The sequence below is a fragment of the Streptomyces purpurascens genome, assembly GCF_045040895.1.
GTDB lineage: Bacteria > Actinomycetota > Actinomycetes > Streptomycetales > Streptomycetaceae > Streptomyces > Streptomyces purpurascens.
Genome location: NZ_CP108341.1, coordinates 5,612,306 through 5,634,588, shown reverse-complemented (window position 1 = coordinate 5,634,588; position 22,283 = coordinate 5,612,306). Strand labels below are relative to the sequence as shown.

Below are 22,283 nucleotides of genomic sequence, written 5' to 3'. Positions count from 1 at the left end.
ACGGGGGTCCTGGGGCCGGAGGCCTTCATGGCGAAGGCCTCCGAACTCCCGTCAGACCTCTTCGACGCTGCTCGGCTCGCGCCGGGACAGGTCGATGCCAAGCTCCTCCGCAGCGCGGAAGACGTCCTCGTCGGTGTCGCGCATCTCGATGGACATGCCGTCCGAGGACAGCACCTCCACGTTGAGGCACAGGGACTGCATCTCCTTGATGAGCACCTTGAAGGACTCGGGGATGCCGGGCTCGGGAATGTTCTCGCCCTTGACGATGGCCTCGTAGACCTTCACGCGACCGGTGACGTCGTCGGACTTGATGGTCAGCAGCTCCTGGAGGGCGTACGCGGCGCCGTAAGCCTCCAGCGCCCACACCTCCATCTCACCGAAGCGCTGGCCACCGAACTGGGCCTTACCACCCAGCGGCTGCTGGGTGATCATCGAGTACGGACCGGTCGAACGGGCGTGCAGCTTGTCGTCGACCAGGTGGTGCAGCTTCAGGATGTACATGTAGCCGACCGAGATCGGCTCCGGGAACGGCTCGCCGGAGCGGCCGTCGAACAGCGGCGCCTTACCCGTCGGGAGCACCATGCGCTCGCCGTCGCGGTTCGGGATCGTGTGGTTCAGCAGACCCGCCAGCTCGTCCTCACGCGCACCGTCGAAGACGGGGGTGGCGACGTTGGTGCCGGGCTCGACCTTGTCGGCCTCGATGGCCTGGAGGCGCTGCGCCCAGTCGTCCGCGAGACCGGAGACGTCCCAGCCGCGGCTGGCGAGCCAGCCGAGGTGGATCTCCAGGACCTGACCCGGGTTCATTCGGGACGGCACACCCAGCGGGTTGAGGATGATGTCGACCGGGGTGCCGTCCTCCAGGAACGGCATGTCCTCGATCGGCAGGATCTTCGAGATGACGCCCTTGTTGCCGTGACGGCCGGCGAGCTTGTCACCGTCGGTGATCTTGCGCTTCTGCGCGACGTACACGCGCACCAGCTGGTTCACACCGGGGGGAAGCTCGTCGCCCTCCTCGCGGTCGAAGACGCGGACGCCGATGACCTTGCCGGTCTCGCCGTGCGGCACCTTCAGCGAGGTGTCACGGACCTCACGGGCCTTCTCACCGAAGATCGCGCGCAGCAGGCGCTCCTCGGGCGTCAGCTCGGTCTCACCCTTGGGCGTGACCTTGCCGACGAGGATGTCACCGGCGATGACCTCGGCACCGATGCGGATGATGCCGCGCTCGTCGAGGTCGGCGAGGACCTCCTCGGAGACGTTCGGGATGTCCCGGGTGATCTCCTCGGGGCCGAGCTTGGTGTCACGGGCGTCGACCTCGTGCTCCTCGATGTGGATCGAGGAGAGGACGTCGTCCTGCACGAGGCGCTGCGACAGGATGATCGCGTCCTCGTAGTTGTGACCCTCCCACGGCATGAACGCCACGAGCAGGTTCTTGCCCAGCGCCATCTCGCCGTGCTGGGTGGCCGGACCGTCGGCGAGGATCTGGCCCTCGATGATCCGGTCGCCCTCGTTGACGATGACCTTCTGGTTGACCGAGGTGCCCTGGTTGGAGCGGGCGAACTTGGCCAGGCGGTACGTGATGTACGTGCCGTCGTCGTTGGCGGTGGTGATGTAGTCCGCGGAGACCTCCTGGACCACACCCGGCTTCTCGGCCTTGACCACGTCGCCGGCGTCGGCGGCGGAGCGGTACTCCATGCCGGTGCCGACGAGCGGGGCCTCGGACTTAATCAGCGGCACGGCCTGACGCATCATGTTCGCGCCCATGAGGGCACGGTTGGCGTCGTCGTGCTCGAGGAAGGGGATCATGGCGGTCGCGACCGACACCATCTGGCGCGGCGAGACGTCCATGTAGTCCACGTCTTCACCGGTGACGTAGTCGACCTCGCCGCCCTTACGGCGGACCAGGACGCGGGCCTCGGCGAAGCGGAGGTCGTCCGTCAGCGGCGCGTTGGCCTGCGCGATGACGAAGCGGTCCTCCTCGTCGGCGGTCAGGTAGTCGACGTCGTCGGTGACCTGGCCCTCGAAGACCTTGCGGTACGGGGTCTCGACGAAACCGAACGCGTTGACCCGGCCGTAGGAGGCGAGCGAGCCGATCAGACCGATGTTCGGGCCTTCGGGCGTCTCGATCGGGCACATGCGGCCGTAGTGCGAGGGGTGCACGTCACGGACCTCGAAGCCGGCCCGCTCACGGGACAGACCACCCGGGCCGAGCGCGGAAAGACGCCGCTTGTGCGTCAGACCCGACAGCGGGTTGTTCTGGTCCATGAACTGCGACAGCTGGCTGGTGCCGAAGAACTCCTTGATGGAGGCGACGACCGGCCGGATGTTGATCAGGGTCTGCGGCGTGATCGCCTCGACGTCCTGGGTCGTCATCCGCTCGCGGACGACACGCTCCATACGGGCCAGACCCGTACGGACCTGGTTCTGGATGAGCTCGCCGACGCTGCGCAGACGGCGGTTGCCGAAGTGGTCGATGTCGTCGGTCTCGACGACGATCGAGGTGCCGCTGTCGCCGACCGTCTCGGTCTCGCCCGCGTGCAGCTTCACCAGGTACTTGATCGTCGAGATGACGTCCTCGACGGTCAGGATGCCGGCGTCGAGCGGAGCGTCCGCGCCCAGCTTCTTGTTGACCTTGTAGCGGCCGACCTTGGCGAGGTCGTAGCGCTTGGGGTTGAAGTAGAGGTTCTCGAGCAGCGTCTGCGCGGCCTCACGCGTGGGGGGCTCGCCCGGACGCAGCTTGCGGTAGATGTCGAGCAGCGCGTCGTCCTGACCCTGGGTGTGGTCCTTCTCCAGGGTGGCGCGCATGGACTCGTACTCGCCGAACTCCTCGAGGATCTGCTCGGTCGTCCAACCGAGAGCCTTGAGCAGGACGGTGACGGACTGCTTGCGCTTGCGGTCGATGCGGACACCGACCATGTCGCGCTTGTCGATCTCCAGCTCCAGCCAGGCACCCCGGGACGGGATGACCTTGGCGGAGAAGATGTCCTTGTCGGACGTCTTGTCGATCGAGGAGTCGAAGTAGACACCCGGCGAACGGACCAGCTGCGACACCACGACACGCTCGGTGCCGTTGATGACGAAGGTGCCCTTGTTCGTCATGAGCGGGAAGTCGCCCATGAAGACGGTCTGGGACTTGATCTCGCCGGTCTCGTTGTTCGTGAACTCGGCGGTGACGAAGAGCGGGGCCGCGTACGTGAAGTCGCGCTCCTTGCACTCGTCGATCGAGTTCTTCGGCGGCTCGAAGCGGTGGTCACGGAAGGTCAGCGACATCGACCCGCTGAAGTCCTCGATCGGGGAGATCTCCTCGAAGATCTCCTCCAGACCGGACTTGGTGGGGACGTCCTGACCGCTGTCCAGAGCCTCCTCGACCCGACTCTGCCAAGCGGTGTTGCCGAGCAGCCAGTCGAAGCTCTCGGTCTGCAGCGCGAGCAGGTTCGGAACCTCGAGAGGCTCCTTGATCTTTGCAAAAGAGATGCGCAGCGGGGCAGTGCTGGCGGCGTTGTTCGTATTCGCGGTCGAGGCGTTGCGCGAGGCGGCCAAGAGGGGGTCCTTCCGAGGGCTCGGACTCACTACGCGCGTACCGGCCCCTCTCCCGTACACAGAGACAAGCTGAGTCGGTCCGGCCGAAAGGCCAGGTCAGACAGTTCTTGTCGTCGATGCTCGAGTGAGGGCAGACCCCTGGTGACGGGCAGGGGACAGCTAACAGGCAGCGCAAAGGGTCAGTGTAGCCACTTGGCACACTGATGTCCAGTCCGGGTTTTCACGCCCGTGTTGACCCTCGTTGTTCCACTCCTGCTACAAGGCGCTGCCCTCAACGCACGTTGATACTGCCCTCTTCGTCGTCGATCCATGCCTCGGATACGGATCCTTGTGACGACGCGTCCTGAGAATTGCGCGCTGCGTGCGGTTCGTCAAGGCCCCCCTGCCCGAAGCGGAGCCGCCCGGAGACACGACGAAGATCACCATACCCCCCGTCACTGAGGGTGCAAGGCAACCGTGGCCGGACCCCGGGAACGCCGAAGAGCGACCACCCGGATGGATGATCGCTCTTCCGCGCTTACGCGTTACACGTCCAGCCGGACGTGTCGTGGATCCGGAAGGATCCGAGGGTGTTACTTGACCTCGACGGAGGCGCCGGCGCCCTTGAGGGACTCGGCGGCCTTCTCGGCGGCGTCCTTGGCGACCTTCTCGAGAACGGGCTTCGGGGCGCCGTCCACGAGGTCCTTGGCCTCCTTCAGACCCAGGGAGGTCAGCTCACGCACGACCTTGATGACCTGGATCTTCTTGTCGCCGGCACCGGTGAGGATGACGTCGAACTCGTCCTGCTCCTCGGCGGCCTCGGCGGCGGCGCCACCAGCGGCACCACCGGCGACGACGACCGGCGCGGCAGCGGCGGCGGTGACGTCGAACTTCTCCTCGAAGGCCTTCACGAACTCGGAGAGCTCGATGAGGGTCATCTCTTCGAACTGCGCGAGCAGGTCGTCCTGGCTGAGCTTCGCCATGATGGCGGTCCTTCCACTAAATCGGCAGGTGCCGGATGTACATGTGAGGCGGGCGTACGTCTGGCCCGCGACGGCCTCCGCGTTCAGGCAGCGGGGGCCGGGATGCGAGCCGAGTTACTCGGCACCGCCCTGCTCGTCCTGCTTGGCACGGAGCGCGTCCACGGTGCGGACGAGCTTCGACGGCAGCGCCTGGAAGACAGAGGCAGCCTGGGACTGCTTGCCCTTCATGGCACCGGCCAGCTTGGAGAGCAGAACCTCGCGGGACTCGAGGTCCGCAAGCTTCTTGATCTCGTCGGCGGACAGCGCCTTGCCGTCAAGGACACCGCCCTTGATGACGAGGTTCGGGTTGTCCTTGGCGAAGTCGCGGAGACCCTTCGCCGCCTCGACCGGGTCACCGGTCACGAAGGCGACGGCCGACGAACCCGTGAAGAGGTCGTCGATCGTGTTGATCCCGGCCGCATTGGCCGCAATCTTGGTCAGCGTGTTCTTCGCCACACGGTAGTTAGCGTTCTCACCGAGTGAACGACGCAGCTGCTGCAGCTGCGCCACGGTGAGACCGGTGTACGCGGTAACGACGGCACCGTTGGAGTTGCGGAACTTGTCCCGCATCTCCTCGACGGCATCGACCTTGTCAGGCCTCGCCATGAGCCTCGGCCTCCTTCCGGGTGATTCGGACCGCGCGGACCCGAAGGAGGACTGGGGAAAACGAAACGCCCCGGCGCAAGCGCACGGGGCGTAGCTCAACCGGTTGTCCGCTCGCACACGGCGGCGAACTCCAGGAGCTCTTCCAGTGTCACCTGCGCGGGTCGTCCGCTGTTCAGCGGATCCTTCGGCCACCGCGCCCTCATCGAGCACGCGGCAACGACCAGCGGTCTTTGGCTTCTACAGGAGGGTACGGGAACGGATCCCCGTCAAGCAAATCCGCCCGTACGACGGGATCGGTGCGGGCGGATCGGTGCGGAGCTGATCAGCCCTGCTCCAGCTCCAGGGCGCCGTCACCTTCACGCTCATGCCGATCGTGGGCTTCAAGCACATCGACGCCTCGCCCCTGGTGCGGCCCTCACGGCAGCCTCAGGGCGTACCGGTTGTACCGGCCTTCTTCCGCATCAGGTCCTCGAAGTCCCCCGTGTCGGACAGCGGCGGCCGCTGGGCCCGGACCCGCACCCCGTAGTCGCGGTAGTGCGCGGTCTGGGTCATCCGGCCCGTGGTCATCCGCGCCTTCTCCACCTTCTTGACCAGAAGATCCCGCTCGTCGATCCAGATGTCGACGGTCTCGGTGGCGACGCCGGCCTCGGTCAGCTGCTTCCTCAGACCCTCGTCGGGGACATCCGCCGCGGCCACGGTGCCGGAGTAGTGCGTGACGGCCCGGCCGCGCACGGTCTCCTCACCGACCTTTCTGACGTCCCCGGAGGCCAGCAGCAATTTCACGGACTGGTTGGGCGTGGTGGTGCGCATCTGGTCGCCGAGGTGCGCCCCGGAACCGCCGGCGAGGGCCTCGAGATCGTCGTACGCGTACCGGATCCAGTGTCTGCCGTCGGCCTGCTCGGCGAACGTGTCGCCCATGCGCGCGTAGTAGGCGTCGGGCAGGTAGCGGGCCTCCATCGAGGTGGTGCCGAGCCGGCGCATGGTGTCGGCGATCGTGCCGCCGGTGTAGGTGATGGTGAGGATGCCGGTGATGCCGTCGCTCCAGCCGAGGGTGCCGTCGGCGGTCATGGACATCAGCGAGCCCATGGTCGTCGTGGACTCGACCCGGGCGGACTCGGCCCGTGCGGTGGCCCGTTCGGCGGAGCGCAGGGCCGCCAGGGAGGTGCCGTGCGCGGCACGGTCGTCCTTGCCGGGGCGGTCGGAGGAGTCCGGGAAGGTGCAGGCGGCCACCCCCGTCAGCGCGGTCGCCACCGCGAGCACCAGGCCCACGCGGCGCACGGTCGTGCCCTGCATACGTCCCCCCGTTGGTATCCGGTTCCCGCACGTTAACCCAGGCCACCGGCGTACGTACCGGAAAAGGGAACGGGCCCCGCACCTGTAAGAGGTGCGGGGCCCGTGACCGGTTGGGCGAGCCGTCAGGCTCAGACCGCGGCCGGGTCCTCCTCGACGAGGAGGTTGCGGGTGCGGTTGGAGTCGAGCGGAATGCCGGGGCCCATCGTGGTGCTGATGGCGGCCTTCTTGATGTAGCGACCCTTGGCGGCGGACGGCTTCAGACGGAGGATCTCCTCCAGCGCCGCGCCGTAGTTCTCCACCAGCTTGGTGTCGTCGAACGACGTCTTGCCGATGATGAAGTGCAGGTTCGAGTGCTTGTCGACGCGGAACTCGATCTTGCCGCCCTTGATGTCGTTGACAGCCTTGGTGACATCGGGGGTGACGGTGCCGGTCTTCGGGTTCGGCATCAGACCACGCGGGCCGAGCACGCGGCCGAGGCGGCCGACCTTGCCCATGAGGTCCGGGGTGGCGACGACGGCGTCGAAGTCCAGACGGCCCTTCGACACCTCGTCGATCAGCTCGTCGGAGCCGACGATGTCGGCGCCCGCGGCGAGTGCGGCCTCGGCACGGTCACCGGTCGCGAAGACCAGGACCCGGGCGGTCTTACCGGTGCCGTGCGGGAGGTTCACGGTGCCACGGACCATCTGGTCGGCCTTACGCGGGTCGACACCCAGACGGAAGGCGACCTCGACGGTGCCGTCGAACTTGGTCGTGGAGGTCTCCTTGGCGAGACGGACGGCCTCGAGCGGGGCGTAGAGCTTCTCCCGGTCGATCTTGGCGTCCGCAGCGCGAAGGGACTTGCTGCGCTTGCTCACTACTGCTCCTGTGGATTCTTAGGAGTCGTGGTCCGGGCCGAGCAGGCCCCGCCACTTCTGCTGATGGAGTTGGGGCTCAGCCCTCGACCGTGACGCCCATGGACCGGGCGGTGCCGGCGATGATCTTCGCGGCGGCGTCCAGGTCGTTGGCGTTGAGGTCGGGCATCTTGGTCGTGGCGATCTCACGGACCTGGTCACGCGTGATCTTCGCGACCTTGGTCTTGTGCGGCTCGCCCGAGCCCTTCTCGATGCCCGCGGCCTTCAGGATCATCTTGGCGGCCGGCGGGGTCTTGGTGATGAAGGTGAAGGAACGGTCCTCGTAGACCGTGATCTCCACCGGGATGACCCAGCCACGCTGCGACTCGGTCGCCGCGTTGTAGGCCTTGCAGAACTCCATGATGTTGACGCCGTGCTGGCCCAGCGCGGGGCCGACCGGCGGGGCCGGGTTGGCGGCACCGGCCTGGATCTGGAGCTTGATGAGCCCCGTGACCTTCTTCTTCTTGGGAGGCATTGCTCTCTCCGGGTCCTAGTGAGAGTTTTCCAGCCGCCGATCCGGATCATCCGGATGGAGGCATACCGCACCACGATAACGGGTATCTACGTGCGGCCAAAAACCGAGCAGGTCAGGCAGGCTCCAGGAGCCCGTCTGACCTGTTCGGAAGCTGGGTGACTGCTAGTTCTTCTGGATCTGATCGAAGGAGAGCTCGACCGGCGTCTCGCGGCCGAAGATCTCGACGAGGCCCTTGACCTTCTTCGAGTCCGGGTTGATCTCGTTGATGGTCGCCTGCAGCGTGGCGAACGGGCCGTCGGTGACGGTGACCGAGTCGCCGACCTCGAAGTCCAGCACCTGGACCTCGACCTTGCGCTGCGGAGCCGGCTTGCCCTCGGCCTCGGCGGCCTCGCGGGCGGCCTTCTCCTCGGCCTCCGGGGCGAGCATCTTGACGATCTCGTCCAGCGTCAGCGGGTACGGGTCGTAGGCGTTGCCCACGAAGCCGGTGACGCCGGGGGTGTTGCGCACGACGCCCCAGGACTCGTTCGTCAGGTCCATACGGACGAGGACGTAGCCGGGGAGCTTGTTCTGCTTGATCGTCTTGCGGTCGCCGTTCTTGATCTGGACGACCTCTTCCTGCGGCACCTCGGCCTGGAAGATGTAGTCCTCGACGTTCAGCGAGACGGCGCGCTGCTCGAGGTTGGTCTTCACGCGGTTCTCGTAACCGGCGTAGGTGTGGATGACGTACCACTCGCCGGGCAGGACCCGCAGTTCCTCGCGGAGCTTCTCGATCGGGTCGCGGTCGTCCTCAGGCTCTTCCTCAGGCTCGTCCGCGGCCTCTTCGCCGTCCTCGGACTCCGCTTCGGCGGTGTCGTCCGCGACGGCGTCGGCAGCCTCGACCTCGGCGGAGGTCTCGGTGTCCTCGCTGTCCGCGCCCTCGACGGTGTCGAGCTCGTCCTCGACGGACTCGACAGGCTCGATGGCGTCGTTCACGTTCGGGTCAGACACGGTGGCTGCTTCTTCCTGGATACATAGGGGTGGAACATGCGAAAGGAGCGCCGGGTACCTCGGCGCTCTTCGCGGGCTGCTCAGCCGAACACGTACTTGGCGGCGTTGCTGAGTCCATAGTCAATCACGGTGACCAGGCCGATCATGATGACGACAAAGATGATCACCACGGTCGTGTACGTCGTGAGCTGGTTGCGCGTCGGCCAGACGACCTTGCGCAGCTCCGCGACGATCTGGCGGTAGAAGAGGGCCAGGCGCTTCAGCGGGCCCTTCTTGCCGCGCTTGCCGCCCTTGCGGGCCTTCTTGGACTCCGGCGCCTCATCCTGGGCATCAGGCATGTCGATGGAGCCCACGGCGTCCGTCACTCGTCCTCACCTGATTCCGGGTCGTGGCCGTGCCGCGCCCGGTCTGAGCCGCACGGCGGTGCATTGCTGTACGTACATGCGCACACATCCTGGCGAAGGTGTGTGTAGCAGGGCCGGAGGGACTTGAACCCCCAACCGCTGGTTTTGGAGACCAGTGCTCTACCAATTGAGCTACGACCCTTTGTGTGTCCCCCAACGTACCGCATCCATCCGGATGCCTGGTGTGCACCGAACGGGCGCGGCCTGCTGAAGGCCAACGAGGTGAGAGTGTACGTGCTCCGCGGCCGGTCGTCGAACAGAAAGGGCCCGCGGGAGGCCTTGTTGGCGCAAGATCGCCCTCGGGACAGGAAGCGGACGGCAGGCCTCAGGCTGAAGATCGTCCAGGCCAGGCGGCCGATCCGTACTGTTGTTCAGGGGTTTGCCCGACGTTGTTCAGTCTGTGAAACCCCCGTGCCGCGAGCGTTTCCGGTCTGAAACGATGGGGCCCATGAGCCCTGCAACCCCTCCCACCGAGCGCCGGGTCTCCGCCCGAGTCGGCGCGATCTCCGAGTCCGCCACCCTCGCCGTGGACGCCAAGGCCAAGGCCCTCAAGGCCGCCGGGCGGCCGGTGATCGGCTTCGGCGCCGGTGAGCCCGACTTCCCGACCCCGGACTACATCGTCGAGGCCGCGATCGAGGCCTGCAAGAACCCGAAGTACCACCGCTACACGCCGGCCGGCGGTCTGCCCGAGCTGAAGGCCGCGATCGCCGCGAAGACGCTGCGCGACTCGGGCTACGAGGTCGACACGTCGCAGATCCTCGTCACCAACGGTGGCAAGCAGGCCATCTACGAGGCCTTCGCCGCGATCCTCGACCCGGGCGACGAGGTCATCGTGCCCGCGCCGTACTGGACGACGTACCCGGAGTCGATCCGGCTGGCCGGGGGTGTCCCGGTGGAGGTCGTCGCCGACGAGACGACCGGCTACCGGGTGTCCGTCGAGCAGCTGGAGGCGGCCCGTACGGAGAAGACCAAGGTGGTCCTCTTCGTGTCGCCCTCCAACCCGACGGGCGCGGTGTACAGCGAGACCGAGACCGAGGCGATCGGCCGCTGGGCCGCCGAGCACGGCCTGTGGGTGCTGACCGACGAGATCTACGAGCACCTGGTCTACGGCGACGCGTCCGCCGTGTCGCTGCCGGCCGTGGTGCCCGAGCTGCGCGACAAGTGCGTCGTGGTCAACGGTGTCGCGAAGACGTACGCGATGACCGGCTGGCGGGTCGGGTGGATCATCGGCCCGAAGGACGTGGTCAAGGCCGCGACGAACCTGCAGTCCCACGCCACGTCGAACGTGTCCAACGTGGCGCAGGTGGCGGCGCTGGCCGCCGTCTCCGGCGACCTGGACGCCGTCGCGAAGATGCGTGAGGCGTTCGACCGGCGCCGCAAGACCATCGTCCGGATGCTGAACGAGATCGACGGCGTGGTGTGCCCGGAGCCGGAGGGCGCGTTCTACGCGTACCCGTCGGTGAAGGGTCTGGTCGGCAAGGAGATCCGGGGGCGTCGGCCCAAGGACACGGTCGAGCTGGCCGCGCTGATCCTGGAGGAGTCCGAGGTCGCGGTGGTGCCGGGCGAGGCGTTCGGCACGCCGGGGTATCTGCGGCTGTCGTACGCGCTGGGTGACGAGGATCTCATCGAGGGCGTGAGCCGGATCCAGAAGCTGCTGGCGGAGGCCAGGGACTGATCCAGCCTGCTCACGTGAGTAGTTTGGAGCGGGCCGTTCCCCTCGCGGGGAGCGGCCCGCTCTGTCGTGTGCGCGTGCGAGCAAGACCACGTTCGGGGAAAACGCTGTCGGGACGGCTGAGGCATACGGCAGGATCCTGGGATGGAGCGTGTACGTGATGTCTCTGAACTGCCGAAAGCCCATCTGCACCTGCACTTCACCGGATCGATGCGGCCCTCGACCGTGCTGGAACTGGCCGACAAGTACGGGGTGCGACTGCCCGACGCGCTGAGCGAGGCGCTGGTCAGCGGGGAGCCGCCGAGACTGCGGGCGACGGACGAGCGGGGCTGGTTCCGCTTTCAGCGGCTGTACGACGCGGCGCGCTCGTGCCTGCGGGAGCCGGAGGACATCCAGCGGCTGGTGCGGGAGGCCGCGGAGGAGGATCTGCGGGACGGCTCGGGGTGGCTGGAGATCCAGGTCGACCCGACGTCGTACGCACCGCGGCTGGGGGGTCTGATCCCGGCGCTGGAGGTCATCCTCGACGCGGTGGAGACGACGTCGCGTGACACGGGGCTCGGTATGCGGGTCCTGGTCGCGGCGAACCGGATGAAGCACCCGCTGGACGCCCGCACCCTGGCCCGGCTGGCGGTGCGGTACGCGGATCGGGGCGTGGTCGGCTTCGGGCTCTCGAACGACGAACGACGGGGGATGGCGCGGGACTTCGACCGCGCGTTCGCGATCGCGCGGGAGGCCGGCCTGCTGTCGGCGCCGCACGGGGGTGAGCTGACCGGCCCGTCGTCGGTGCGGGACTGTCTGGACGACCTGGGCGCGAACCGGCTGGGGCACGGGGTGCGTGCGGCGGAGGATCCACGGCTGCTGAAGCGGTTGGCCGACCGGGAGGTGACCTGCGAGGTGTGCCCGGCGTCGAACGTGGCGCTCGGTGTCTACGAGAAGCCGGAGGACGTACCGCTGCGGACTCTGTTCGAGGCGGGTGTCCCGATGGCTCTGGGCGCGGACGATCCGCTGCTGTTCGGGTCCCGGCTGGCGGCGCAGTACGAGATCGCGCGGCAGCATCACGGGTTCACGGACGCGGAGCTGGCGGAGGTGGCCCGGCAGTCGGTACGAGGGTCGGCGGCACCGGAGGATGTGAAGGAGAAGCTGCTGGCGAGGGTGGACGACTGGTTGCTGTCCTAGCGCCCGGCCTCTCCTACTGGAGGCTGACCCCGACCGTCACCGGCTCGTTGACCAGCGTGATGCCGAAGGCCTCGTGGACACCGGCCACGACCTCACGGGCCAGGGTGAGGAGGTCCTCCGTGGTCGCACTCCCCCGGTTGGTGAGGGCCAGGGTGTGCTTGGTGGAGATGCGGGCGGGGCCGTCGCCGTAGCCCTTGGTGAAGCCCGCCTTGTCGATCAGCCAGGCGGCGGAGGTCTTGGTGTGGCCCTCTCCCGCCGGGTAGGCGGGGGGCTCGGCGTCGTCGCCCAGGCGCTGCTTCACGCGCGCGCGGAACGTCGCGAAGTCGGTGTCCGTGAGGATCGGGTTGGTGAAGAAGGAGCCGGCCGACCAGGTGTCGTGGTCCTCGGCGTCCAGGACCATGCCCTTGCCGGCGCGCAGCTTGAGCACCGTGTCCCGCGCCGACGCGAGCGGGACACGGTCGCCGGCGTCGACGCCGAGTGCGCGGGCCGTCTCGGCGTACCTGAGGGGGGCGGAGAGGCCGCCGGCGTCCTCCAGGGAGAAGCGCACGCGCAGCACCACGAATCGCTCCGGGTCGGACTTGAAGCGGCTGTGGCGGTAGGAGAAGGCGCAGTCCTCGTTGGCCAGGGTGACCGTCTCGCCGGTCCGGCGGTCGTACGCGACGACCTCGGTGATCGTCGAGGAGACCTCCTGGCCGTACGCCCCGACGTTCTGGATGGGGGTCGCGCCCGCCGAGCCGGGGATGCCGGCCAGGCACTCGACGCCCGCGAGGCCCGCCTCCACCGTGCGGGCCACGGCGTCGGTCCACACCTCGCCGGCGGCCAGCTCCAGCCGGGTGCCGTCGAGGGAGAAGCCCTTGGTGGCGATGACGAGGGCGGTGCCCTCGAAGCCCTTGTCGCCGATGACCAGGTTCGAACCGCCGCCGATGAGCAGCAGGGGGGTGCCCGCCTCGTCGGCTTCGCGGACGGCGGCGATCACCTCGTCGTCCGTCGTCGCGGTGATCAGCCGGGTCGCGGGACCGCCCAGCCGGAAGGTGGTCAGCGGGGCGAGGGGGGCGTCGTGGAGTTCCTGCACGGGCTCAAGAGTACGAGACGGCACTGACAGCCTCGGGCACGCGTGCGTGCGGCCGACTTCGCGAGGAAGTGGGCCGCACGCGCGCGTGGCTGTCAGGGCAGGCGTCGGAACGCCTCGGACCAGGAGAGCGGGAGGTCGTCGCTCCTCGCCTGCCAGGTGGTGAACGTCGCGTCCCTCATCTGCGAGGCGAGGCCCCGGGCAGCCGGCCCGTGGGCGCCCGAGCGGACGAAGTCCTGGAGCGCGGCCTTCGACTCCCAGGCGGACAGCGTCCAGAAGGTCCGCTTGAGGGGCTTGGCCTTCAGGGTGGCCCCGTAGGCGCCCGGGCTCCGGCTCACCTGCCGCCAGACGGCGGGCGTGCCGGCGAGGAACTTGAGCGCTCCCCACAGGGTCCGGGTCTCGAAGCGGGAGGCGAAGACGTGCACCTCGGTGTCGTGGGGCGGGGTGTTCGGGACGGTCCAGGGAAGGGTGGGCATGGCCGGTCCTCCTTCGGGTCGTCAGACCTTTGGTGTCAGTGGGAAGCGGTCTCCAGGACGGGCGCCGGTTCGGCCGGGGCCGTCTGCCGCTCGGTGCGCCGCCGGGTCGGGATCAGCAGGGCCGCGATACCCGCGAGGCCGACCACCGCCGAGCCCGTCACCAGGGCGGGCCGCATGCCGTCGACGAAGGCCTGGCCGGATTCATAGCCGCCCTGGGCCGCGAAGATCGACGCCATGACGGCGATGCCGAGCGCTCCGCCCACCTCGCGCAGGGCGTTGTTCGCGCCGGAGGCGATGCCCTGCTCCTGGGGCCGGACGCTGGACATCACCAGGTGCGCGGCCGGGGCGAAGTACAGGGCCATGCCGATGCCGCTGACGATCAGGGCGGGCAGCTGGGCGGTGTAGGAGGCGTCCGCCGTGGCCACGACCGACATGTAGCCGAGGCCCAGGGCTTGCAGGAACAGGCCGGCGGCGACGACCGGGCGGCCGCCGATGCGGTCGGCGAGGATGCCGGCGATCGGGGCGACCAGCATCGGCATACCGGTCCAGGGCAGCATCCTGAGGCCCGCCTCGGTGGGCGAGTAGCCGAGGACGCCCTGCATGTACTGGCTGAGCAGGAAGATCGAGCCGAACATGCCGAGGAACATCAGCAGGCTCGCCGCGTTGATGCCGGAGAACGCCCGGGAGCGGAAGAGCCGCATCGGGAGCATGGGGTTCTTGGCACGGGTGCTGTAGAGGACGAAGCCCGCGAGCAGTGCGGTGCCCGCGAACAGGCCCGTCAGGACCAGCGAGCCGGTCCAGCCGTCCACGGGGCCGCGGACCAGGCCGTAGACGATGCCGAAGAGACCGCCGCTGGCGAGCAGCGTACCGGGGATGTCCAGCGGGGCCCCGGTGCCGCGGGACTCGGCGAGGCGCAGCCGGGCGAGCGGCAGCAGGGCCAGGCCCAGCGGGACGTTCAGCCAGAAGATCCACTGCCAGGAGATGTGTTCGGTGAGGGTGCCGCCGACCAGCGGGCCGGAGGCGACGGCCAGTCCGTTGACGGCGCCCCAGATGCCGTACGCCATGCCCCGCTTGGCCGCGGGTACGGCGGCGGTCAGCAGGGTGAGCGTCAGCGGCATCATGACGGCCGCGCCGGCGCCCTGGATCGCGCGGGCGGCGATGAGGGAGTCGATGCCGGGTGCCATGGCCGCGGCGGCGGAGGCCCCGGTGAAGACGGCGAGTCCCGCTATGAAGAGCCGGCGGCGGCCGAAGCGGTCGCCGAGGGCCGCGCCGAACATCAGCAGGACGGCGAAGGTGAGCGTGTAGGCGCTCACGGTCCATTCCAGGTCGTGCAGGGCGCCGCCGAGGTCCTCGCGGATGGAGGGCAGGGCCGTGGTGACGACGAGGTTGTCGAGAGCCGCCATGAATCCGGCGACGCTGGTGATGACGAGGGCCCAGGCGGCTCCCCCGCGACGTGCGGTCTGCTGTGACATCGCTCCCCCAAGGGTGATTCGCGTGATCGATTAGTTATTGATTACTAACTTTCGCGATCATGAAAAGGCGCGGCGATCCCGCCTTCCCTTGTCAGATCTCCAGTCGGCCCTTGAGCCGTGCCGACGGGTACAGCCCCTCCCAGACGCGATGCTCGGGAGGGAAGCCCATGGCCGCCAGACAGTTGACGAGCATCCCGTAGGCCATGAAGGTCGTCGTCTCGTTGACATCGGCGCCCAGCGGCACGTGGACGGTGTCCCACAGCCGCATCCAGCCGGCGCGCACCGACTCGCCGAACTCGTGGTCGCCCTCTTCCTCGGCGGCCTTCACGGCGACGTACATCTGCATCTGCATCATGAGCCGCTCGGGCCGCTCCGCGATGACCTTGGTGTACGCGTTCCCCATGGCATGCAGGGCGTCTTCGCCCTCGAGCCCCTCGGAGGCCTCCGCGAACGTGCGGATCGTGTCCTCCACGCACCGCTGCGCCGCCGCCAGGAAGATCGCCTTCTTGCCGGGGAAGAGCCGGAAGAGGTACGGCTGCGAGACGCCGACCCGCCGGGCGATCGCCTCGGTCGACGTGCCGTGATAGCCGCCGCGGGCGAACTCGATCGTCGCCGCGCGGATGACGCTCTCGCGCCTCTCCTCCGCACTCATCCTGACCATGCAAGTAAGTTAGTACTCAATCACTAACTACGTCAAGGGCACATCGCCGACTCCGTACGCGTAAGGGGCGCCCCGCCATGGAGAGCGCCCCTTACCCGTCACTCGTCTTGCCGGCTCAGGCCAGCCGTACGACCGCCCGCGACATGCCCAGCACCTTCTGTCCCGCGCTGGTCGCCGTCAGGTCCACGCGGACGGTGTTGTCGTCGAGCTTGGCCGCGACCTTGCCGGCGACCTCGATCACGGCCCCCTCGTCGTCGTTCGGGACGACGACCGGCTTGGTGAAGCGGACGCCGTACTCGACGACCGCGCCCGGGTCGCCGACCCAGTCGGTGACCACGCGGATCGCCTCGGCCATGGTGAACATGCCGTGCGCGATGACGTCCGGCAGGCCGACCTCCTTGGCGAACTTCTCGTTCCAGTGGATCGGGTTGAAGTCGCCGGAGGCGCCCGCGTACTGGACGAGGTTCGCGCGGGTCACGGGAAAGGTCTGCGCGGGCAGTTCGGTGCCGACCTCGACGTCGGAGTAGGAGATCTTCGCCGTCATGGGATCGCTCACGCCTCCTCGGCCGCGCGGGCCACGAGCTTGGTCCAGGCGGTCACGACGTGCTCGCCGGCCTCGTCGTGGACCTCGCCGCGGATGTCCAGGATGTCGTTGCCCGCGAGGGACTTGACGGCCTCGATGGTCGAGGTGACCGTGAGCCGGTCGCCGGCGCGGACCGGGCGGCGGTAGGCGAACTTCTGGTCGCCGTGCACCACCCGGCTGTAGTCCAGGCCGAGCTGGGGGTCCTGGACGACCTGGCCGGCGGCCTTGAAGGTGATCGAGAAGACGAAGGTCGGCGGCGCGATCACGTCGGGGTGGCCGAGTTCCTTGGCCGCCTCCGCGTCCGTGTACGCCGGGTTGGCGTCCCCGACCGCCTCGGCGAACTCACGGATCTTCTCCCGGCCCACCTCGTAGGGCGCGGTGGGCGGGTACGTCCGCCCCACGAAGGACTGGTCGAGCGCCATGGCTCGGCACCTCCTGGTTGCTCTACTGACCGGTACGGGTCATTCAACGACGCGAGGCCGCCCCCGATCACTCGGGAGCGGCCTCGTGTACGAGCCTGTTTTATCGCGTTTCGCGGTGCGCGGTGTGCGCGTTGCAACGCGGGCAGTGCTTCTTCATCTCAAGACGGTCCGGGTTGTTACGCCGGTTCTTCTTGGTGATGTAGTTCCGCTCCTTGCACTCCACGCAGGCCAGCGTGATCTTCGGGCGGACGTCGGTGGCAGCCACGTGAGTGCTCCTTGACGAACGGATGGGACGGTTTAACGCATAAAAGAGTAGCCGATCGAAGGACCGACCCCGCAATCGGCTACTGTCAGTAGCGGTGACCGGACTTGAACCGGTGACACAGCGATTATGAGCCGCTTGCTCTACCGACTGAGCTACACCGCTGTGATGCGATCGGGCCCCGCCTCGCGGCGGGAACCTCACACACCAGAGCCCCAAAACGGAATCGAACCGTTGACCTTCTCCTTACCATGGAGACGCTCTGCCGACTGAGCTATTGGGGCGAGCGATGAAGACATTACACGCTCGGCAGCCGTTCACCCAAATCCGTTTCGGGGTACCCGCCGCGGGCGCTCCGACCGTCCTGCCGGCAGCCTCGCAAGCGCCTTCCCTTCCGCACAGCGGGCCACACCGGTACGACTATTGCGCTCCTCCCCGCCATGGGCGGGAGGCCGTCCTAGGCTCGACTCACTCTGCGTGATCATGCGTCCTCCCGTGCGCAAGCCCGAGCCCCTGGAGCGCGATGCCCGACAGCCAGCCGCAGCCGCCACCGCCCCCGTCCTCCTCTCCGGGTCCGGCCGACCCCTCGTCGCTGCTGCTGTGCGGGGCGCGGCTCACCGACGGCCGGACCGTGGACGTGCGGCTGGGCGGCGGGCGCATCGAGGCGGTCGGGACGGCCGGCAGCCTGGCGGCGGGCGGCACGCGCGCGTGCGGGGCGCGGGTGGATCTCGGCGGCTATCTGCTCCTGCCGGCCCCGGCCGAACCGCACGCCCACGCCGACACGGCCCTGTCGGCCGACGCCGAGGGGCCGGTCCCGTACGAGCCGCAGGACGTGCAGCGCCGGGCGACCGAGGCCGCGTTGCTCCAGCTCGGGCACGGGGCGACGGCGCTGCGGGCCCATGTGCGCGTGGGGGACGTCCAGGGACTGGGCGCGCTCGAGGCGGTGTTGCAGGCGCGGCGGGCCCTGCGAGGACTGGCCGAGCTGACGACGGTGGCGATGCCCCGGGTGCTGACCGGAGTGGCCGGGGCGGACGGGCTGGCGGTGCTGCGGGACGCGGTGAAGATGGGCGCCTCGGTGGTGGGCGGCCGGCCCGATCTCGACCCGGATCCGACGGGGTACGTGGAGGCGGTCCTGGAGGTGGCCTCCGAGCACGGCTGTCCCGTCGACCTGCACACGGACGCCGGGGATCCGGCACGGCTGGCCCGGCTCGCGGCGATGGCGGGCGGGCTGCGTCCCGGCGTGAGCCTGAGCCCGTGCGGCGACCTCGGACGGCTGCCCACCGAGGTGGCCTCGCGGACCGCCGACCAGCTCGCGGCGGCCGGGGTGGCGGTGGTGTGCCTGCCACAGGGCGGCTGCGGCGGCGTGGACCGGCGGGGTGCGGCTCCGGTTCGGCTGCTGCGCGCGGCCGGGGTGCGGGTGGCCGCCGGAAGCGGGGCGCTGCGGGACGTGTCGAACCCCGTGGGGCGCGGCGACCCCCTGGAGGCGGCGTTCCTGCTGGCCTCGCGCTACGGGCTGGCGCCCGAGGAGGCGTACGACACGGTGAGCGGGTCGGCGCGGGCGGTGCTGGGGCTGCCCGAGGTGCGGGTGGAGGCGGGCTTCCCGGCCGAACTGCTCGCGGTGCGCGGGGACCGGCTGGCGGGGGCGCTGTCGCTGGCGTACAGCCGGGTGGTGGTGCACCGGGGGCGTGTGGTGGCGCGGACCAGCGCGGTCCGGGAGTACTGCGATTCGGCGGCTTCGGTGGAGCCGGGGCTGCCGCGGCAGGGGCGGGGGGAGGTGTCGTAGGGCCGGGGCCCTGTCGTGGGGCGTGGGCCGGTGGGGCGTGGCCGAAGTCGTGCGGCGGATGGGGGCGTCCGGGCGTACGGTCGAAGGCATGCGCATTGTCATCGCTGGTGGTCATGGTCAGATCGCGTTGCGGCTGGAGCGGTTGCTCGCCGCGCGCGGGGACGAGGTAGCGGGGATCATCCGCAAGGCCGAACAGGCCGACGATCTGCGGGAGGCCGGTGCCGAACCGGTCGTGCTCGACCTGGAGTCGGCGTCCGTGGACGAGGTCGCGGACCGGCTGCGGGGTGCCGACGCGGCGGTCTTCGCGGCCGGCGCGGGTCCGGGCAGCGGGTCGGCCCGCAAGGAGACGGTGGACAAGGCCGCGGCGGTCCTCTTCGCGGACGCGGCGGTGAAGGCGGGCGTACGGCGTCTGGTGGTCGTGTCGTCCATGGGTGCCGACCCGCGGCACGAGGGCGACGAGATCTTCGACGTGTACCTGCGCGCCAAGGGCGAGGCGGACGCGTACGTGCGCGGCCTCAACGCCCTGGACTGGACGATCCTGCGGCCCGGTCAGCTCACCGACGACGCCGGCACCGGACTCGTCCGCCTGGAGGCGCGCACGGGCCGCGGGCCGATTCCGCGCGACGACGTGGCCGCGGTACTGGCGGAGTTGGTGGACACCGCCGCGACGGCCGGGCTCACCCTGGAGCTGATCAGCGGACCGGCGCCGGTGTCCGTGGCGGTGAAGTCGGTGGCCGGGAACTGAGGAGCCGGGCCCGGCGGTTCGCGGCCGGGCCTCCTCCGCCGGTCGGCGGGGAACTCCTGGAGAGCGCCTAGAACAGGGGCAGTTGGCCGGGGAAGTCCGGCACCGCGTAGCCGTCCAGGGACGGCTGCTCCGCCCCGGGCCGGGCCTGTCGGCGGGAGCCCGGGCACGAGGTGAGTTCGCCGTGTTCCCGGGCGCCGGGCGGGTCGTGGCGCGCGTACCGCCCGGCGACGACGGCGATCTCGCGGCGGCACTCGGGGCAGTTTCTGCGGCGGGAGGACATGGGGCCAGTGTGCCGCGTGTGGGGCGCGTGTATGCCTGTCCCCTGCTCCGCGCCTGCTTCCTTTCCTGCTTCCTTGCCTGCTTCCTTCGTCCACTGGGTCCTCACCTCATTCCGGTTGCTTAAGTCAATCAATTGACTTAGTTTTGGCGGGTCGCGCTGTCCCTGACGCCCCCTACGGAGGCCCGGCCATGTCCCACGACCTTTCCCGACCCGCCGACGTCGGGAAGCCCGCAGCGCCACGGGCCAACGCCGTCGTCGCGGTCCTGGCCTTCGGCGGGATCGTGGTCTCGCTGATGCAGACCCTGGTCATCCCGATCGTCCCGGAGCTCCCCCGGCTGCTGAACGCCTCGGCGTCGGACGCCGCCTGGGCCGTCACCGCCACGCTGCTCGCCGCGGCCGTCGCCACCCCGATGACGGGCCGGCTCGGCGACATGTACGGCAAGCGCCGGATGCTCCTGATCAGCCTCGTCATGCTGGTGGCCGGCTCGGTGACCGCAGCACTCAGCGACGCGCTCGCCCCGATGATCGTCGGACGGGCACTTCAGGGCCTCGCGTCCGGTGTGATCCCGCTCGGCATCAGCATCATGCGGGACGATCTGCCCGCCGAACGGCTCGGCTCCGCCACGGCGTTGATGAGCGCCTCCCTCGGCGTCGGCGGCGCCCTCGGACTGCCGGCCGCCGCGCTGATCGCGGACAACTTCGACTGGCACGTCCTGTTCTGGGCCTCGGCCGGACTGGGCGCCGTCGCCCTCGTGCTGGTGCCGGCCATCGTGCCGGAGTCGGAGGTGCGCACCGGCGGGCGCTTCGACCTGGTCGGCGGCATCGGCATGGCCGTGGGGCTGGTGTCCCTGCTGCTGGCGATCTCCAAGGGCGCCGACTGGGGCTGGAGCAGCGGCACCACCCTCGGTCTGTTCGCGGCGGCCGTCGTCGTGCTGCTGGTGTGGGGCTGGTGGGAGCTGCGGGTCCGGGAGCCGCTGGTCGACCTGCGCACCACCGCACGCCGTCAGGTGCTGGTCACCAACCTCGCCTCGATCGCCGTCGGGTTCGCGATGTTCGCGATGTCCCTCGTCATTCCGCAGCTCCTGCAGTTGCCTGAGGCGACCGGCTATGGACTGGGCGAGTCGCTGCTCGTCGCCGGCCTGACGATGGCCCCGTCCGGCCTGGTCATGATGGCCACGGCCCCGGTCTCCGCCGCCCTGTCCAAGGCCAAGGGCCCGAAGATCACCCTGATGGTCGGCGCGCTGATCGTGGCCGCCGGGTACGGGCTGAACATCGTGCTGATGTCCGAGCTCTGGCACTTCGTGCTCGTCACCTGCGTCATCGGTGCCGGCATCGGCTTCACCTACGGTTCGATGCCCGCGCTCATCATGAGCGCGGTGCCCGCCTCCGAGACGGGCGCGGCGAACAGCCTCAACACGCTGATGCGGTCCATCGGTACGTCGACGGCCAGCGCGGTGGCCGGGGTGATCCTGGCCCAGATGACGACGCCCTTCGGGCAGACCGCCCTGCCGTCCCAGAACGGGTTCAAGGTCGTCCTGGCCATCGGGGCCGGGGCCGCGCTGCTCGCCTTCGTGGTCGCGTCGTTCATCCCGCGGCAGCGGGTGGGGGTGGCGGCGGAGGTGCCGGCCGTCGAAGGGCCTGTTGCCGCGGAGGTCGAGGCGATGGGGTCCGCCGGTGCCGGGGTCCCCGTGCAGGGGCGTGTCCTGGGTGCCGAGCGGGTGCCGGTCGGCGGGGCCGCGGTGACGTTGATCTCTCTCGGCGGCAAGCAGCTCGGGCGGTCGGTCTCGCGGGGCGACGGGTCGTACGGCGTGGACGCTCCCGACGCCGGTTCCTACGTCCTGATCGCCTCGTCGGAGGGCTACCAGCCGCAGGCCTCCACGATCGTCGTGGCCGGTGAGCCGGTGGCCTACGACGTGCTGCTGAGCGGCACCAGCGGGCTCGCCGGTGTGGTGCGGTCGGCGGACAGCGGGACGCCGGTCGCCGAGGCTGTGGTCATCGTGACAAACGTGCGCGGGGACGTCCTGGCCACCGGACGGACGGATGTGCTGGGCGAGTTCACCGTCACCGACCTGGCGCCGGGCCCAGTCACCCTCGCGATCAACTCCCCCAAGCACCGGCCGCTGGCCCAGATCGTCGAGATCGGCGGGGCCGGGACCACGCGGGTCGAGCTCGAGCTGCGGCCCGGCGCGCAGGTGCGGGGCACTGTGCGGGGAGGGGGCGCGCCGTTGAGCGACGCGCGGGTGACGTTGGTGGACGCGGCGGGCAACGTGGTCGCCACGACCCGGACCGGCGTCGACGGGGCGTACGCCTTCTCCGACCTGGACACCGGTGCGTACACGGTCATCGCGACCGGATATCCGCCGCAGGCGGCGTCGGTGTCGGTCTCGGGCACCGGCGTGGACGACCATGACATCGAACTCGCCCATGGGAGCGAGTAGGCGGCTGTGTGGTGACTGGGGGCACGTGGGGCGCGCTCGCCCGGGTGCCGT

At 69.4% G+C, this 22,283-nt stretch carries 21 protein-coding genes and 3 tRNA genes; 5 read left to right on the top strand and 19 right to left on the bottom strand.

Features of this window, described 5'->3' with window-relative positions:
* Positions 1 to 51 precede the first annotated feature (51 nt).
* The 9 genes from rpoB to OHU35_RS25720 all read right to left on the bottom strand — a co-directional run bounded on the left by rpoB (position 52) and on the right by OHU35_RS25720 (position 9,335).
* Positions 52 to 3,537 carry a DNA-directed RNA polymerase subunit beta gene (gene rpoB / locus OHU35_RS25760; protein WP_189728715.1) on the bottom strand — a complete coding sequence of 1,162 codons (3,486 nt, stop codon included), beginning with the start codon at positions 3,535 to 3,537 and terminating at the stop codon, positions 52 to 54.
* Positions 3,538 to 4,109: 572 nt separating this feature from the next.
* Complete coding sequence (gene rplL / locus OHU35_RS25755; protein ID WP_189728713.1) at positions 4,110 to 4,499, bottom strand: 50S ribosomal protein L7/L12; 390 nt, start codon at positions 4,497 to 4,499, stop codon at positions 4,110 to 4,112.
* Between the two features lie 114 nt (positions 4,500 to 4,613).
* Positions 4,614 to 5,144, bottom strand: coding sequence for a 50S ribosomal protein L10 (gene rplJ / locus OHU35_RS25750; protein WP_189728711.1), 531 nt, complete (start codon positions 5,142 to 5,144; stop codon positions 4,614 to 4,616).
* Positions 5,145 to 5,570: 426 nt separating this feature from the next.
* Positions 5,571 to 6,437, bottom strand: coding sequence for a hypothetical protein (locus OHU35_RS25745; protein ID WP_405507039.1), 867 nt, complete (start codon positions 6,435 to 6,437; stop codon positions 5,571 to 5,573).
* Between the two features lie 128 nt (positions 6,438 to 6,565).
* Positions 6,566 to 7,291, bottom strand: coding sequence for a 50S ribosomal protein L1 (gene rplA / locus OHU35_RS25740; RefSeq protein ID WP_189728707.1), 726 nt, complete (start codon positions 7,289 to 7,291; stop codon positions 6,566 to 6,568).
* Positions 7,292 to 7,367: 76 nt separating this feature from the next.
* Positions 7,368 to 7,802 carry a 50S ribosomal protein L11 gene (gene rplK / locus OHU35_RS25735; RefSeq protein ID WP_189728705.1) on the bottom strand — a complete coding sequence of 145 codons (435 nt, stop codon included), beginning with the start codon at positions 7,800 to 7,802 and terminating at the stop codon, positions 7,368 to 7,370.
* 162 nt (positions 7,803 to 7,964) lie between these two features.
* Positions 7,965 to 8,789 carry a transcription termination/antitermination protein NusG gene (gene nusG, locus OHU35_RS25730; RefSeq protein ID WP_189728703.1) on the bottom strand — a complete coding sequence of 275 codons (825 nt, stop codon included), beginning with the start codon at positions 8,787 to 8,789 and terminating at the stop codon, positions 7,965 to 7,967.
* Between the two features lie 80 nt (positions 8,790 to 8,869).
* The gene (gene secE / locus OHU35_RS25725) at positions 8,870 to 9,154 is read right to left on the bottom strand and encodes a preprotein translocase subunit SecE (RefSeq protein ID WP_104785540.1); all 285 of its coding nucleotides are present in this window, start codon (positions 9,152 to 9,154) and stop codon (positions 8,870 to 8,872) included.
* 108 nt (positions 9,155 to 9,262) lie between these two features.
* Positions 9,263 to 9,335, bottom strand: a tRNA-Trp gene (locus tag OHU35_RS25720).
* A 306-nt stretch (positions 9,336 to 9,641) separates the two neighbouring features.
* On the opposite strand from OHU35_RS25720, the gene OHU35_RS25715 reads away from it, so the two are divergent.
* Both OHU35_RS25715 and OHU35_RS25710 read left to right on the top strand, forming a co-directional pair.
* Positions 9,642 to 10,868 (top strand): pyridoxal phosphate-dependent aminotransferase, encoded by a 1,227-nt coding sequence (locus OHU35_RS25715; RefSeq protein WP_189728701.1) that lies wholly within the window; start codon positions 9,642 to 9,644, stop codon positions 10,866 to 10,868.
* A gap of 141 nt (positions 10,869 to 11,009) precedes the next feature.
* The gene (locus OHU35_RS25710; protein WP_189728699.1) at positions 11,010 to 12,041 is read left to right on the top strand and encodes an adenosine deaminase; all 1,032 of its coding nucleotides are present in this window, start codon (positions 11,010 to 11,012) and stop codon (positions 12,039 to 12,041) included.
* Positions 12,042 to 12,054: 13 nt separating this feature from the next.
* Here the strand turns inward: OHU35_RS25710 and OHU35_RS25705 are convergent, their stop codons facing one another.
* The 9 genes from OHU35_RS25705 to OHU35_RS25665 all read right to left on the bottom strand — a co-directional run bounded on the left by OHU35_RS25705 (position 12,055) and on the right by OHU35_RS25665 (position 17,270).
* Complete coding sequence (locus OHU35_RS25705) at positions 12,055 to 13,113, bottom strand: UDP-N-acetylmuramate dehydrogenase (RefSeq protein ID WP_359887293.1); 1,059 nt, start codon at positions 13,111 to 13,113, stop codon at positions 12,055 to 12,057.
* A gap of 92 nt (positions 13,114 to 13,205) precedes the next feature.
* Entirely contained in the window at positions 13,206 to 13,586 is a 381-nt protein-coding gene (locus OHU35_RS25700; protein WP_189728695.1) for a DUF3291 domain-containing protein, read from the bottom strand.
* A 35-nt stretch (positions 13,587 to 13,621) separates the two neighbouring features.
* Positions 13,622 to 15,058, bottom strand: a complete 1,437-nt coding sequence (locus tag OHU35_RS25695) for an MFS transporter (RefSeq protein ID WP_359887297.1) — start codon at positions 15,056 to 15,058, stop codon at positions 13,622 to 13,624.
* 91 nt (positions 15,059 to 15,149) lie between these two features.
* Positions 15,150 to 15,719 (bottom strand): TetR/AcrR family transcriptional regulator, encoded by a 570-nt coding sequence (locus OHU35_RS25690; RefSeq protein ID WP_189728691.1) that lies wholly within the window; start codon positions 15,717 to 15,719, stop codon positions 15,150 to 15,152.
* Positions 15,720 to 15,834: 115 nt separating this feature from the next.
* Entirely contained in the window at positions 15,835 to 16,263 is a 429-nt protein-coding gene (locus tag OHU35_RS25685) for a MaoC family dehydratase (protein ID WP_189728801.1), read from the bottom strand.
* Between the two features lie 8 nt (positions 16,264 to 16,271).
* On the bottom strand, positions 16,272 to 16,724 hold the full coding sequence (locus tag OHU35_RS25680) for a MaoC family dehydratase N-terminal domain-containing protein (protein ID WP_215119497.1): 453 nt from the start codon (positions 16,722 to 16,724) through the stop codon (positions 16,272 to 16,274).
* Between the two features lie 100 nt (positions 16,725 to 16,824).
* Positions 16,825 to 16,989: a 50S ribosomal protein L33 gene (gene rpmG / locus OHU35_RS25675; RefSeq protein ID WP_003948671.1), complete on the bottom strand. Its 165-nt coding sequence runs from the start codon at positions 16,987 to 16,989 to the stop codon at positions 16,825 to 16,827.
* A gap of 89 nt (positions 16,990 to 17,078) precedes the next feature.
* Positions 17,079 to 17,151: transfer RNA gene (locus tag OHU35_RS25670), tRNA-Met, on the bottom strand.
* A 46-nt stretch (positions 17,152 to 17,197) separates the two neighbouring features.
* A tRNA-Thr gene (locus OHU35_RS25665) sits at positions 17,198 to 17,270 on the bottom strand.
* Between the two features lie 239 nt (positions 17,271 to 17,509).
* Here OHU35_RS25665 and OHU35_RS25660 point away from each other — a divergent pair.
* Positions 17,510 to 18,769 carry an amidohydrolase family protein gene (locus OHU35_RS25660; RefSeq protein WP_405507036.1) on the top strand — a complete coding sequence of 420 codons (1,260 nt, stop codon included), beginning with the start codon at positions 17,510 to 17,512 and terminating at the stop codon, positions 18,767 to 18,769.
* Between the two features lie 88 nt (positions 18,770 to 18,857).
* On the top strand, positions 18,858 to 19,514 hold the full coding sequence (locus OHU35_RS25655; RefSeq protein WP_189728685.1) for an NAD(P)H-binding protein: 657 nt from the start codon (positions 18,858 to 18,860) through the stop codon (positions 19,512 to 19,514).
* A 67-nt stretch (positions 19,515 to 19,581) separates the two neighbouring features.
* On the opposite strand, the gene OHU35_RS25650 is transcribed toward OHU35_RS25655, so the two are convergent.
* Positions 19,582 to 19,794, bottom strand: coding sequence for a hypothetical protein (locus OHU35_RS25650; RefSeq protein WP_359887302.1), 213 nt, complete (start codon positions 19,792 to 19,794; stop codon positions 19,582 to 19,584).
* A gap of 188 nt (positions 19,795 to 19,982) precedes the next feature.
* On the opposite strand from OHU35_RS25650, the gene OHU35_RS25645 reads away from it, so the two are divergent.
* On the top strand, positions 19,983 to 22,232 hold the full coding sequence (locus tag OHU35_RS25645; protein WP_405507034.1) for an MFS transporter: 2,250 nt from the start codon (positions 19,983 to 19,985) through the stop codon (positions 22,230 to 22,232).
* Positions 22,233 to 22,283 lie beyond the last annotated feature (51 nt).

Bases quoted from the DNA above. Each gene is read 5' to 3' on its own strand.
- rplL (WP_189728713.1), bottom strand. From the start codon at position 4,499: ATGGCGAAGCTCAGCCAGGACGACCTGCTCGCGCAGTTCGAAGAGATG.
- rplJ (WP_189728711.1), bottom strand. From the start codon at position 5,144: ATGGCGAGGCCTGACAAGGTCGATGCCGTCGAGGAGATGCGGGACAAG.
- OHU35_RS25745 (WP_405507039.1), bottom strand. From the start codon at position 6,437: ATGCAGGGCACGACCGTGCGCCGCGTGGGCCTGGTGCTCGCGGTGGCG.
- rplK (WP_189728705.1), bottom strand. From the start codon at position 7,802: ATGCCTCCCAAGAAGAAGAAGGTCACGGGGCTCATCAAGCTCCAGATC.
- OHU35_RS25715 (WP_189728701.1), top strand. From the start codon at position 9,642: ATGAGCCCTGCAACCCCTCCCACCGAGCGCCGGGTCTCCGCCCGAGTC.
- OHU35_RS25710 (WP_189728699.1), top strand. From the start codon at position 11,010: ATGGAGCGTGTACGTGATGTCTCTGAACTGCCGAAAGCCCATCTGCAC.
- OHU35_RS25700 (WP_189728695.1), bottom strand. From the start codon at position 13,586: ATGCCCACCCTTCCCTGGACCGTCCCGAACACCCCGCCCCACGACACC.
- OHU35_RS25695 (WP_359887297.1), bottom strand. From the start codon at position 15,058: ATGTCACAGCAGACCGCACGTCGCGGGGGAGCCGCCTGGGCCCTCGTC.
- OHU35_RS25690 (WP_189728691.1), bottom strand. From the start codon at position 15,719: ATGGTCAGGATGAGTGCGGAGGAGAGGCGCGAGAGCGTCATCCGCGCG.
- OHU35_RS25685 (WP_189728801.1), bottom strand. From the start codon at position 16,263: ATGACGGCGAAGATCTCCTACTCCGACGTCGAGGTCGGCACCGAACTG.
- OHU35_RS25680 (WP_215119497.1), bottom strand. From the start codon at position 16,724: ATGGCGCTCGACCAGTCCTTCGTGGGGCGGACGTACCCGCCCACCGCG.
- OHU35_RS25660 (WP_405507036.1), top strand. From the start codon at position 17,510: ATGCCCGACAGCCAGCCGCAGCCGCCACCGCCCCCGTCCTCCTCTCCG.
- OHU35_RS25655 (WP_189728685.1), top strand. From the start codon at position 18,858: ATGCGCATTGTCATCGCTGGTGGTCATGGTCAGATCGCGTTGCGGCTG.
- OHU35_RS25650 (WP_359887302.1), bottom strand. From the start codon at position 19,794: ATGTCCTCCCGCCGCAGAAACTGCCCCGAGTGCCGCCGCGAGATCGCC.
- OHU35_RS25645 (WP_405507034.1), top strand. From the start codon at position 19,983: ATGTCCCACGACCTTTCCCGACCCGCCGACGTCGGGAAGCCCGCAGCG.